Origin of the sequence: Caproicibacterium sp. BJN0003, from assembly GCF_026314295.1 — a bacterium.
GTDB lineage: Bacteria > Bacillota > Clostridia > Oscillospirales > Acutalibacteraceae > Caproicibacterium.
Window position 1 is genome coordinate 694,026 of the sequence record NZ_CP111108.1, and the last position, 11,767, is coordinate 705,792.

General features: G+C 53.5%; 13 protein-coding genes. 8 read left to right on the forward strand and 5 right to left on the reverse strand.

Annotated elements, in window-relative coordinates:
* Window positions 1-2 precede the first annotated feature (2 nt).
* From OP489_RS03415 to OP489_RS03450, 8 genes are all read left to right on the forward strand, one after another.
* Window positions 3-854: a phage tail family protein gene (locus OP489_RS03415; RefSeq protein ID WP_266162960.1), complete on the forward strand. Its 852-nt coding sequence runs from the start codon at window positions 3-5 to the stop codon at window positions 852-854.
* 117 nt (window positions 855-971) lie between these two features.
* Window positions 972-2,012, forward strand: coding sequence for a siphovirus ReqiPepy6 Gp37-like family protein (locus OP489_RS03420; RefSeq protein WP_266162961.1), 1,041 nt, complete (start codon window positions 972-974; stop codon window positions 2,010-2,012).
* Between the two features lie 4 nt (window positions 2,013-2,016).
* The gene (locus OP489_RS03425) at window positions 2,017-2,520 is read left to right on the forward strand and encodes a hypothetical protein (protein ID WP_266162962.1); all 504 of its coding nucleotides are present in this window, start codon (window positions 2,017-2,019) and stop codon (window positions 2,518-2,520) included.
* 16 nt (window positions 2,521-2,536) lie between these two features.
* Window positions 2,537-4,240, forward strand: coding sequence for a hypothetical protein (locus tag OP489_RS03430; protein WP_266162963.1), 1,704 nt, complete (start codon window positions 2,537-2,539; stop codon window positions 4,238-4,240).
* Between the two features lie 80 nt (window positions 4,241-4,320).
* The gene (locus OP489_RS03435) at window positions 4,321-4,734 is read left to right on the forward strand and encodes a phage holin family protein (RefSeq protein ID WP_266162964.1); all 414 of its coding nucleotides are present in this window, start codon (window positions 4,321-4,323) and stop codon (window positions 4,732-4,734) included.
* Between the two features lies 1 nt (window position 4,735).
* On the forward strand, window positions 4,736-5,662 hold the full coding sequence (locus OP489_RS03440) for an N-acetylmuramoyl-L-alanine amidase (RefSeq protein ID WP_266162965.1): 927 nt from the start codon (window positions 4,736-4,738) through the stop codon (window positions 5,660-5,662).
* Window positions 5,663-6,045: 383 nt separating this feature from the next.
* Window positions 6,046-7,524, forward strand: a complete 1,479-nt coding sequence (locus OP489_RS03445; protein ID WP_266162966.1) for an Lsa family ABC-F type ribosomal protection protein — start codon at window positions 6,046-6,048, stop codon at window positions 7,522-7,524.
* 170 nt (window positions 7,525-7,694) lie between these two features.
* The gene (locus tag OP489_RS03450; protein ID WP_266162967.1) at window positions 7,695-8,729 is read left to right on the forward strand and encodes a Cfr family 23S rRNA (adenine(2503)-C(8))-methyltransferase; all 1,035 of its coding nucleotides are present in this window, start codon (window positions 7,695-7,697) and stop codon (window positions 8,727-8,729) included.
* 312 nt (window positions 8,730-9,041) lie between these two features.
* On the opposite strand, the gene OP489_RS03455 is transcribed toward OP489_RS03450, so the two are convergent.
* Genes OP489_RS03455 through OP489_RS03475 form a run of 5 tightly spaced genes read right to left on the reverse strand, consistent with a single transcriptional unit; the run spans window position 9,042 to window position 11,605 of the window.
* A complete protein-coding gene (locus tag OP489_RS03455; RefSeq protein WP_266162968.1) occupies window positions 9,042-9,803 on the reverse strand; it encodes an ABC transporter permease in 762 nt (253 codons plus the stop codon).
* Window positions 9,804-9,805: 2 nt separating this feature from the next.
* Window positions 9,806-10,564, reverse strand: a complete 759-nt coding sequence (locus OP489_RS03460) for an ABC transporter ATP-binding protein (RefSeq protein WP_266162969.1) — start codon at window positions 10,562-10,564, stop codon at window positions 9,806-9,808.
* Entirely contained in the window at window positions 10,548-10,922 is a 375-nt protein-coding gene (locus tag OP489_RS03465; protein WP_266162970.1) for a DUF1048 domain-containing protein, read from the reverse strand. The genes OP489_RS03460 and OP489_RS03465 overlap by 17 nt, the downstream gene beginning before the upstream one ends.
* A 9-nt stretch (window positions 10,923-10,931) precedes the next feature.
* On the reverse strand, window positions 10,932-11,279 hold the full coding sequence (locus OP489_RS03470) for a DUF1048 domain-containing protein (protein WP_266162971.1): 348 nt from the start codon (window positions 11,277-11,279) through the stop codon (window positions 10,932-10,934).
* On the reverse strand, window positions 11,276-11,605 hold the full coding sequence (locus tag OP489_RS03475; protein ID WP_323135415.1) for a PadR family transcriptional regulator: 330 nt from the start codon (window positions 11,603-11,605) through the stop codon (window positions 11,276-11,278). Before OP489_RS03475 ends, OP489_RS03470 begins: the two co-directional genes overlap by 4 nt.
* Between the last annotated feature and the right edge of the window lie 162 nt (window positions 11,606-11,767).

Sequence of the window (11,767 nt, forward strand, 5' to 3'; positions counted from 1 at the left end):
GCATGGAACTGACCTATACCAACGAATCGGGAGATAAACTGACGCTGCGGCGGGCAAAGCCGTTTTTCCTGACGAAGCTTGACGGCGCGGGAAGCGTCCGCCAGACCGTCAATACCTTTCAAGCGCCCCAGCAGGACGGCGCTTTTTTCATTTCCTCCGCGCTGGATATGCGCAACATCACGCTGGAAGGAACGATTGTGGCAGGAACACCGAACACAGCCTACGAGTACCGCAGGCAGTTTTTGAAGATATTCACGCCCAAACAGCAGGGCACGCTGACCTACCGGAACCGGCAGATCGCCTGCGTGGTGGAGGAAGCAGGGTTCACTGCCTCGGGCAGGGAGCGCGCGCCGGGCTTTTTTGTCAGCCTGCTGTGTCCATCGCCTTTCTTTGAGGCGCTCTCGGAAGTCCGTGCGGAGCTGGCGCGCTGGACGCCGCTGTTTCATTTTGTGCTGGAAATTCCCGACGGCGGCATCGAATTCGGCTCCCGCCAGCCCAGCCAGGTCATTACGGTGGAAAATCCCGGGGACGTGTCCTGCGGGTGCCGGATCGTGTTCCGCGCGCTGGGCGAAGTAACAAATCCGGAACTGATGGATGCCGCCACCGGCGAATATGTCCGCCTGAACACCGTCCTGACCGCCGGCGAGGAAATCCGCGCCTACACCCATTTTGCGGGCAAGCGCGTGGTGCGGGTGCAGAGCGGCGAAGAAGTCAGCGTGTTCAGTCTGCTGGACACCGGATCGACTTTTCTGCAGCTTTCGCCGGGCACGACCACTCTCCGCTACGACGCGGCGGCGGGCAAGGAACTGCTGGAGGTCAGCCTGTACTACCGCCCGCAGTATTTAGGGGTTTAGTGTGAAAATGCGCGCTGATGCGCCGCCTTTTCACACAGCAAAAAGGACTTGAAAGCCAAAAATCAGGGCTTTCCTGCGCTGGCGCGCACCGCCCTTTTTGAAAGGGGTAAATTTTCAATGGAACTGTATGTTTTTGACGCGAACCGCCGGCCCGCCGGCGTGGTGGAATCTTTTGAATATCTGCGCTGGACAAGGCGGTATGCCCAGTGCGGGAGCTTTGAACTCAAGGCCATTGCCACGGCGGAAAATCTTGCCCTGCTGACGCTGGGGAACATTCTATGGAAAAGCGGCGGCGAGGAAGCCGGCGTGATTGAATATGCGGAAATTTCGCAGGACGAAAAGGAGCTCATCACCGTCAGCGGGCGGTTCGCCGTTTCCTACCTCTCCCGGCGCATTGTGTGGGACACGGAAATTCTAAACGGTACGCTTGCCGACTGCACGGGGCAGTTAATCAACAACCACCTCATCAGCCCCGGAAACACCGACCGGCGGATGGACTTTATAGCCTATGACGGCGGCGGGCTGTCGGACCCGGTCAGCACGCAGATTTCCTACAAAAACCTTATGGACGCGGCGACGGGCCTGTGCGAAGCGGCGGATGCGGGCATTAAGGCGGTGTTCAGTCCAGAATCCCGCATGTTTACGATTCAGCTGTACAAGGGTGCAGCATCGCAGGCGGTATTCTCATGGGAATATGAGAACCTCACTTCCCAGACCTTCACGAAAAGCGCCTCGGACTATGCCAACGTGGCGCTGGTCGGCGGCGAGGGCGAAGGCGTGGAGCGCGTCTTTGCCGTGTGCGGAGAAAGTGAGGGTGCCGAGCGCCGGGAGGTATTTGTGGACGCCAAAGCTCTGCGCTCCGAGGATTTCGGGGACGAATACACCGCCGCCCTGCTCTTTCAGGGGCAGAGCAAGTTAAGCGAGCTTGCGATGGCGCAGTCCTTTGACGCATCCGTCAATCCCCACGGCAATCTGACCTACGGCACGGATTTTGACCTCGGGCAGACCGTGAAGGTGGTGTCAAAAAAATGGGGCGTGACGCTTACCACCCGCATTACGGAGATTGAGGAAAGCTATGACGCCGCCGGGCAGAGTCTGGACATCACCTTCGGCAGGGGCGTGCTCACGCTGGCTCAAAAATTAAAACAGGAAGGGTGATACGATGGAGAAAAGCGGATTTTTCAACAGCACCGGCGGCGATCGGATGTACGACGCCGCCGATTTCGCGGGGTATTTTGCAAAGCTGGTGTCAAACGGCATCTTCTACGTCAATGCCGACAATCTGCGCGTGACGCCGGGCGGCGGGCTGTCGGTGAACGTGCTTGCCGGGAGCGCATGGATCAACGGCTATGCTTATGAGAATACCGAAACACTGAACCTGACGCTTGCGGCGGCGGACGGCGTGAATCCCCGCGTCGACCGGGCGGTGATCCGCTGGGACGCGGTGGCGCGCCAAATTTCCACGGCGGTGCTGACGGGAACGGCGGCGGCTTCTCCCACAGCGCCCACGCTGACCCGGAGCGACAACATCTATGAGCTGGCGCTGGCGGATATTGCCGTCGCGGCGGGCGCGGTCAGCCTTGCCGCCGGGGAAATCATCGACTGGCGGCTGGATACCGCCCTTTGCGGCACGGTCAATTCGCTGATTACGGCGGTCTATGAATGAAGGCGGGTGATTTACAGTGGCGGATATCAACGGCGTAACCCTGAACGCAGGCAGCGGCCCCACGGTTCACTATACCATCACCTATACGAAAAGCCGGCCGAACAACAGCCAGATGACCTACCATTTTACGATTGCGGCGGCGCTGGCCTCCTCCGGTTCCTATATCCACAGCGGCTACGCCCTGCTCTGCACCATTACCGTCAACGGCTCGTCCGGGCAGGTGCGCATCAAGGCCCCTGACAACGACAACTGGGACGGCACCGCGCCCCGCTACCGTTCTGTGACGGTGACCTGCACCTCGACAAGCGGAAACGCGGCGCAGGGCGTGCGATTCCGGGTGGTGTCGGACGGACGGCTTACCTTGAATTCCGGCGTAATCGACAATTCCGGCTATACCGTAACCAGCTCGCCGCTTCTGACCACCGCCTGCGGCGCGCCGTCCGCCTGTTTCGTTTCCCCGACGGTGGCGGAGGGCAATGCGACGCTTTCGTGGAGCGGCGCCACCGGAGGTACGAACAACGCCGTCACCGGCTTTGAAATCCAGTACAGCGATTCTTCCAACAACACCGACTGGGGCAGCTGGACGGCGCTGAGCACCGTTTCTTCTTCCTCCGGGTCTGGAAGTTTATCCGTTGCGCCGCCCGCCGAGCGGGGGACTTACCGCCGGTTCCGGGTGCGAACGCAGGGCTCCGCCGGCTCCGGATACTATTCTGGCTGGAAGGTATCCTCGAATTCCGTAAGGAAGAATACCCCGCCGCAGCCCGCGGCGAGCGTGGCCGCTTCGCCTTCCGTTTACAGCACAGGTTCCGTGACCATTTCATGGAGCGGCGCGTCCGGCGGCACCAGCCCCATCAAGGGCTACATGCTGGCCAGCCGCACCTCGACGGACGGATCGGCGTGGACGGCGTGGAACGTGCTGGAGACCTTCGACCTGTCTGCCTCCGGCGGAAGCCGAACCGTCCCGGCTTCGGATGTTCCGGGCACCTACACAAAATACGGCCTGTGGACCATCGACACGCTGGACGTGTATTCCAGCGAGCAGGTGTCCAACGCCATCCTGTGTGTGGCGGCCGCCTGCGACGAGCCGACAATCGCGGCGCCGAAAAACGGTGCCTCCACCTACAACCCGAATCCCCGCGTGCTAATGACTGCCGGCGCACAGCCCTCCGCACAGGTGGCGCAGGTGAAAATCGGCACGGGAAATTGGCAGGACGGCGTGAACAACCCGTCCCTGTTTTCTCCCAGCGGTGCGGTCGGCGGCAGTGCGGCGGTGATGTTCAAGGCCGAAACGCAGTCGGCGGGAGCAAAAACGCTCACGGTACGGTGCGTCAATCCCGACTTTGAAGCGTCCAGCGCCGAGGCTGTGCGCTCTTTCACGGTACTGGAGTCCCCTTTTGAGGAGGTTGCGGCCAATGAAACCAAGGTGAAGGCAAGCCACATCACAGTGCTTCGCACCGCCGTCAACACCGTGCGAAACTACTATGGTCTCTCGTCAGTTTCATGGAGCGAGGAGATTACGGCGGGCAGAACGGAAGTGAAAAACTGGCCGCTTCACATTCTGGAAATCCGCGCCGCCGTGGAGCCGGTGATTACTCTCATCAATCAATACAGCACCGACTCGGGCTTTGCCGTTCCGGAACCGGACTGGGAGGAACTCGGCACGGGCAGACCGCGGGCGGCGGTGATGAATCAGCTTTCCGAACTGCTTCTGTCGCTGTAGCAGCCACAAATTCAAGCGTTTCCGCTTTGCGCGGGAGCGCTTTTTTCATACATACCAAGCAAAGAAACGGAGGTTTTACAATGAAGGAAATCTGGGTCTGGGTCCAGACCTCGCTGGCCGCAGTCGGCGGCGCACTCGGCTGGTTCCTCGGCGGGTGGGACGGCTTTCTCTATGCGCTTCTGGCGTTTGTCGTCCTCGACTATCTGACGGGCGTGCTGTGCGCGGTTGCCGACAAAAAGCTCTCCAGCGAAATCGGCTTCAAGGGCATATCCAAGAAAGTGCTCATTTTCGCGCTGGTGGGCGTTGGAAATATCATCGACAGCCAGGTGCTGGGCGACGGCGGCGCGGTGCGCACGGCGGTCATCTTTTTCTATCTGTCCAACGAGGGTGTGAGCATACTCGAAAACGCGGGGCATCTGGGACTTCCCATCCCCGAAAAGCTGAAGGCGGTTCTGGAACAGCTCCACGACCGCGGCAACGAGGAGGACAAATGACATGAACCTGCACAAACTGCTTCTGACCAACAACGCCTGCTATAAGGCGGGCAGAACCATCACGCCCCGTGGCATTATGGTGCATTCCACAGGGGCGAACAATCCCAATCTCAAGCGCTATGTGGGCCCGGACGACGGTCTGCTCGGCAAGAACCAATACAACAACCACTGGAACACCGACAAACCGGGCGGACGACAGGTCTGCGTCCACGCTTTCATCGGGAAACTGGCGGACGGCACGATCGCCGCTTACCAGACGCTGCCGTGGAACATGCGGGGCTGGCACTGCGGCAGCGGCTTCCAAGGCTCCGGCAATGACACGCACATCTCCTTTGAAATCTGCGAGGACAATCTGACCGACGCCGCGTATTTCAACGCGGTCTACAAGGAAGCCGTGGAGCTGTGCGTATATCTCTGCAGGCAGTACGGTATCCGCCCGGAGCGGCCGTATCTCATCTGCCACAGCGAGGGGCATGAGTTGGGCATCGCCAGCAACCATGGCGACGTGATGCACTGGTTTCCGAAGTTTGGCAAGTCCATGGACACCTTCCGTGCGGAGGTCAAGCGCCTGCTGGAAAACGGCGGCTCGGGAACATCTTCCTCGTCTGGAAGCAAATCGGTGGACGAGCTGGCGCGGGAAGTCATCCGCGGTGACTGGGGCAACGGCGCGGAGCGTAAAACCCGCCTGACCGCCGCCGGGCATGACTATGCCGCCGTGCAGGCAAAGGTCAACGAGATTCTTTCCGGGAAAAGCACTTCAACCACGGCAACCTATGAAACCTACACCGTGGTCAAGGGCGACACCCTCTGGGGCATCGCTTCCAAGAAGCTCGGCAGCGGCACGAGGTACAAGGAAATCAAGACGTTGAACGGGCTGAGCTTGGACACCATCTACGCCGGGCAGAAACTGAAAATGCCGAAAAAGTAAATATGACTGCCAAACAGCCCCTCGCTGTCCAATATGGATGGTGAGGGGCTGTTTTTTGTATTTGTTTTTAAACATTTTCTGAAATCCGGCGCAAACTATTGACTTTATCGCCATATTGGTGTATTATAAAATGTAAGATTATTTTAGATTTGAGGTGGAAAGGTGATTAAATTTTCTTGCTAACTATTTTTTGCATGGCATGAATCTTCGGGCATACACTCTATGCCGATGTTTTTGCTGTGCGTTTGCAAGAAAGTTTAATGCCGATTCACTCATATGAGCCTTGTTTTGCCGCCTTTATGCGGCTTCGACTTCGCAATCAATATGGGGTGCAGGAAGTAACTTTCTTGCATCCCATATTTTTATTGCGGAGGTTTTGACTGATGTCACTCATAAATATTTCAAATTTAACCTTTTCCTATGAAGGAAGCTTTCACAATATTTTTGAAAACGTAAGCTTTCAGATTGATACAGATTGGAAGCTTGGATTCACCGGGCGAAACGGCCGTGGCAAGACCACTTTTCTAAAGCTTCTTATGGGAAAATACGAATACAGCGGCACCATTTCCAGCAACGTTACGTTTGAGTATTTTCCCTATGCCGTGCCGGACGCTGACTCTTTTGTTATCGATGTCATTCATGAAATCAGCCCGAATGCGCAGGACTGGGAAATTGTGCGGGAACTGTCCCTACTGAAAGTGTCTGATGAACTTCTTTATCGCTCCTATTCCACCCTTTCAAAAGGGGAGCAGACAAAAGCCCTGCTTGCCGCTTTGTTTCTGAAAGAGAATAGTTTTTTGCTGATTGATGAGCCGACGAATCATCTTGACATTTTGGGCAGAAAAACCTTGAGCGATTATTTGAATAAGAAACATGGATTTATTCTGGTGTCCCATGACCGGGTATTCCTTGACAACTGCATCGACCATATTCTCGTGATCAATAAAACAAACATCGAGGTGCAGAGAGGGAACTTTTCCTCCTGGTGGAAAAACAAAGAGATGCAGGACAGCTTTGAACTGGCGGAAAATGAAAAACACAAAAAAGAAATCAGCCGTTTAACAGCCGCCGCACAAAAGACTTCCAGATGGTCTGACCGTGTGGAAAAAAGCAAAAACGGCTCGACCAATTCGGGAAGCAAACTTGATAAGGGCTATGTCGGCCATAAAGCAGCGAAAATGATGAAGCGTTCCAAAACCATTGAGAACCGTCAGCAGGATTTGATCCAAGAGAAATCCAAACTGCTCAAAAACCTGGAAACTGCCGAAAATCTGAAGATTTTTCCGCTTCCATACCACACCAGCCAACTGCTTGAACTTTCCGGCGTTTCCATTGTCTATGGCAGCCACCCCGTCTGCTCAAACATCAGCTTTACCATAGAGCAGGGAGACCGGGTTGCGCTGCAGGGAAAAAACGGGTCCGGGAAATCCAGCATTCTGAAGCTGATATGCGGTGAAAACATTCCCTATCACGGCACTTTAAGAAAAAGCGAACGGCTGAAAATTTCCTATGTTCCCCAAAGCACAGCAGGTCTGAATGGGCCGCTGAGCGAATATATCGAGCGTAATCTTCTCGATGAAAGTCTTTTCAAAGCCATCCTGCGAAAATTTGATTTTCCCCGGGAGCAGTTTGAAAAGCGCCTGGATGAATTCAGCGAGGGACAGAAAAAGAAGGTTCTGCTTGCCAGAAGCCTGTGTGAGCAGGCACATCTGTATATCTGGGATGAACCGCTCAACTACATTGATGTCCTTTCCCGAATGCAGATAGAAAACCTGCTGCTCGAATACAAGCCGACCATTCTGTTCGTGGAGCACGACAGCGCCTTCTGCGAAAATATTGCGACCAAAACCGTTGAGTTATAGAAAAAAAGGAGCGAAATAATGAATAACTGTAAAATAGCCGTCACCCATGACAAACTCCATGCAAAGCCAGATTGTGCTGGCGGCCTTTGTATGGAGTAGTATAAGCTGACCGCCGCTCATGCTGGCTTTGCTTCTTGATGAATTTATTATTCAAGAGGAGAAAAGCCTACATGATTCATTCAAAGTATGATGTTATGAAGCAATGTATATCGGAAATGAATTTTCCGGATTATCGCTATGAGCAATTGATAAACATGATTTTTACACAGCATATTTCTGATTTTCATGCCATGTATATGCTGCCGGAAAGACTAAGAGCAAATTTGGCAGAAGCGATTGGAGCGTCTGTCTGCAGACTTGTCCCAGTCGCACACCAGGCATCGAGCCAGGCGGACAAAGTGCTGTTTCAATTAAAGGATGGGAACTGCGTCGAAACAGTAGACTTGCATTATAAAAAAGGATGGGAATCTTTTTGCATCTCATCCCAATGCGGCTGTGGGTTTGGCTGCAAGTTTTGTGCAACCGGTGCTATCGGACGCAAACGTAATATGACCGCCGACGAAATAACAGATCAAATTTTGTATTTTTATCTCGCAGGGCATAAAATGAACAGTGTTTCTTTTATGGGAATGGGCGAGCCATTCGCCAATCCCAATTTATTTGTTGCATTAAAAATCCTAACAAACTTGTCTTTGTTCGGATTAAGCCAGCGACGCATTACCATATCGACGATTGGAATGATACCTGGGATCAAACGACTGACCCGCGATTTCCCTCAGGTGAATTTAGCCTTTTCGCTGCACTCGCCCTTTGAAAAACAACGTTCGGAACTGATGCCTATCAATCGATCTTACCCGCTCCATAAAGTAATGGATGTGTTGGATGCGCATGTCGCCAACACCAAAAGACGATTGTTTTTGGCTTATATTATGCTGAGCGGAGTAAATGATTCGGCAGAGCATGCGAAAGCGTTAGCGCATCTTATTTTAGGCCGGGGAGCGTTGTCCTATCTATATCATGTTGATCTTATCCCATATAACGCAACAGATAAGACGGCACGAAAGTTTATCGCTTCAAATAACGAAACCATTAAAAACTTCAGTGATATTCTGCATTCCAACCGTATCAGCGTGGCTACCAGAATGCAATTCGGTTCTGACATCGGTGCCGGGTGCGGACAGCTTTATGCTGACGAAAAGGATTGAGCGCTTCAAGGCGTTTTTATGACACAGAGATTCCCGAGCAAAATCGGCGTTTGAAAGGTAGGGCACCCGGCATCAATTTAAATGTTGGGTGCCTTATTGTTGCATCTAAGGGTTTAGGGACCCCCGCTTGAGTACGATGATTTCCTTATTTTTACGCACATGAGTCGAAACTGGGCTGGCTTTCCGGCGGATTGCTCTGACCATGGAAAGATGTAGATAGCTGAAAATAGGCTTCAATGGACTATCCGGCCAATAAAATATCGGGCCTTGGTCATCAAATCCTCCAATATACATTGCTTATCGATCCAATTGTTATGCTGCTTTTCGTTTATAAATCAGCATTGCGAAAACATACGCGACAATGAGAATACCCACGCACCACGCGAGCGCGACCCAAATGTCATTGCCGACAGGCTGATTAGACAATAACGCGCGGATGGCGTCCACGATCGAGGTCACCGGCTGGTTTTCGGCAAAGGCGCGGACGGGCCCCGGCATCGATTCGGTCGGCACAAACGCCGAGCTGATGAACGGCAGGAAGATCAGCGGATAGGAAAAAGCGCTCGCGCCGTCCACCGATTTTGCGGTCAGCCCGGGGATCACCGCGATCCAGGTCAGTGCCAGTATCACAAGCGCGAGGATCCCGGCTACGGCAAGCCATGACAATACTCCCGCCGGGGAGCGAAAGCCCATCACGAGCGCCACGAGAATGATGACGATGACCGAAATCGCGTTGGATATCAGGGATGTCAGCACATGCCCCCACAGAGCGGCGGAACGCGCGATCGGCATGGAGTGGAACCGCTCGAAGATGCCGCTCTGCATATCCGTAAACAGGCGAAAAGCCGTGTAGGAGATGCCGCTCGCGATGGCCATCAGCAGGATGCCGGGCAGCAGATAATTTACATAGTTGTCCGTGCCGGCCTGAATCGCGCCGCCGAGCACGTAGACGAACAGCAGCATCATTGCGATCGGCGTGAGGCAGACCGTGATGATGGTGTCCATGCTGCGGGTAATATGGCGCATGGAACGTCCGAGCATCACACCTAAGTCACTGAAAAAGTGTTTGCTCATTGTCAATTCCCCTCCTTCTTGCCGACGATTGCGAGGAAGATTTCCTCGAGCGTCGGTTGCTTTTCCACATACTCCACCTTCGCGGGCGGGAACCGCTTTTTCAGTTCTTCAAGCGTACCGCTCACGATAATCCTGCCCTCATGCAAAATAGCGATACGGTCGGCAAGCTGCTCGGCTTCCTCCAAATATTGCGTGGTCAAAAACACCGTCGTGCCGCCGTCAGCAAGCTCTTTAACCGTCTTCCAAACCTCGATACGCGCCTCCGGGTCAAGACCGGTAGTCGGCTCGTCGAGAAAAATAACCTGCGGTTTCCCAATCAGGCTCATGGCAATGTCGAGCCTGCGGCGCATACCGCCCGAATAAGTGGAAACCCTGCGGTCGGCGGCGTCGCTCAGGCCAAACCTACTCAGTAAATCGGCCGCAACCTGACGCGAATTGGCGAGGTGCCACAGTCTGGCAATCATAATCAGATTTTCCCGTCCGGTCAGGATTTCGTCCACGGCGGCAAACTGCCCGGTCAGACTGATCGACTGCCGCACACAGTCAGGCTTTGCCGTAACATCAAAGCCGTTGACGACGGCGGTTCCTCCGTCCGGTTTCAGCAGTGTGGTGAGAATTTTGACAATCGTCGTCTTGCCCGCGCCGTTAGAACCGAGCAGGGCGAATATTTCACCCTGATTCACTTCAAAATCGACACCTTTTAGGATTTCCGTGTCTTTGAAAGACTTTCGCAGACCTTTCGCTTCAATTGCTTTTTCCATCCCGATAGCCCTCTTTTCTATTTGTGACCTTTTTCATGGCCTTGCTCACTTCCCGGTCAACAGATTCCTGATAAATGTCGGCATAAGTTTTTGAATCCTTGATTAAATCATCGCAGAAAGCCGCTACGTCACTGCCCGTTACTTCAAGTACGTTTTTTCCCAACGCCGCGCCCTCTTCAAAAAGATCGACAATTCCTGAGAGGAGACCCGTACCTTCGGTCAGTTCAACAGGGCCGACTTTAAAGAGATATTTTTGAATTTCTTTATAAACAATCTGATAATCCTGCGGGAGCGCTTTGACACGCGCCATATGGGCCCGCCACTCTTTTTTGCCTTCGATAATATCCTGTATGCTCATGGTGTCCTCCTATTTCCCTAATTTCTTAGCAATATTATCGTTGAGCTGCTCGCGCCACTTGTCGCGAAAAGACCTTGCTCCTTCTTCACCGGCCAGAGCTGAACAGAAACCTTTGATATCGTCACCTAAAACCTCCCTGACACTCTGACCGTCCGCCGCTGCTTCTTCGAGCAGGCCGAGCACACCGTCAAGAATGGGCATAAGGTTGCGGCCGGTGAAATCCGAGTGCGGCCAAAGATTAGTCTTTATTTTTTCCCATGCCGCCTGATAATCTGGAGGCAGCTTTTTAGCCCGCAATTCAAAAGCTTTCAGTTCTTTCGTCATATCGCTGCCTGTGATCATTTCCCAAAAATTCATTGTTTCCTCTCCTCTAACTCGTTGATTTTCGACGCGATGAATTCCCATTTTTCCCAGAACTTTCGCAGCTCTTCATGCCCTGCGTCGTTGAGCGCAAAGAATTTTCGCGGCGGTCCCATGTCGGAGGGCTTTTTTTCGATGTCTACGAGTCCGTTCTTTTCAAGCCTCACCAGAATGGTGTACACCGTTCCTTCCACAACGTCCGTGAAACCGAGGTCGTTCAGCCGCCGCGTAATCTCGTAACCATAGGTTTCACCGCGGCTTATAATTTCAAGTACGCAGCCCTCAAGCACACCTTTGAGCATTTCCGTTAGGTTTTCCAGCATAATCACCCCTTGCTATTCTGTATAGCTGATATTCTGCATTACTTATTACTACTATATAGTAACACAGAATAGCCGACTTGTCAATAGAGTTTTGCCCTGAGACTGTAATCCATCTAAACGTAAAGGAGGTCTTTAATATGCCAAGTAATGTGCAGACATTGT

Excerpts from the sequence above, each read along its gene's own strand:
- OP489_RS03415 (WP_266162960.1), top strand. The coding sequence starts at position 3 with ATGGAACTGACCTATACCAACGAATCGGGAGATAAACTGACGCTGCGG.
- OP489_RS03475 (WP_323135415.1), bottom strand. The coding sequence starts at position 11,605 with ATGCTGGAAAACCTAACGGAAATGCTCAAAGGTGTGCTTGAGGGCTGC.
- OP489_RS03470 (WP_266162971.1), bottom strand. The coding sequence starts at position 11,279 with ATGAATTTTTGGGAAATGATCACAGGCAGCGATATGACGAAAGAACTG.
- OP489_RS03460 (WP_266162969.1), bottom strand. The coding sequence starts at position 10,564 with ATGGAAAAAGCAATTGAAGCGAAAGGTCTGCGAAAGTCTTTCAAAGAC.
- OP489_RS03435 (WP_266162964.1), top strand. The coding sequence starts at position 4,321 with ATGAAGGAAATCTGGGTCTGGGTCCAGACCTCGCTGGCCGCAGTCGGC.
- OP489_RS03440 (WP_266162965.1), top strand. The coding sequence starts at position 4,736 with ATGAACCTGCACAAACTGCTTCTGACCAACAACGCCTGCTATAAGGCG.
- OP489_RS03420 (WP_266162961.1), top strand. The coding sequence starts at position 972 with ATGGAACTGTATGTTTTTGACGCGAACCGCCGGCCCGCCGGCGTGGTG.
- OP489_RS03455 (WP_266162968.1), bottom strand. The coding sequence starts at position 9,803 with ATGAGCAAACACTTTTTCAGTGACTTAGGTGTGATGCTCGGACGTTCC.
- OP489_RS03465 (WP_266162970.1), bottom strand. The coding sequence starts at position 10,922 with ATGAGCATACAGGATATTATCGAAGGCAAAAAAGAGTGGCGGGCCCAT.
- OP489_RS03450 (WP_266162967.1), top strand. The coding sequence starts at position 7,695 with ATGATTCATTCAAAGTATGATGTTATGAAGCAATGTATATCGGAAATG.
- OP489_RS03425 (WP_266162962.1), top strand. The coding sequence starts at position 2,017 with ATGGAGAAAAGCGGATTTTTCAACAGCACCGGCGGCGATCGGATGTAC.
- OP489_RS03445 (WP_266162966.1), top strand. The coding sequence starts at position 6,046 with ATGTCACTCATAAATATTTCAAATTTAACCTTTTCCTATGAAGGAAGC.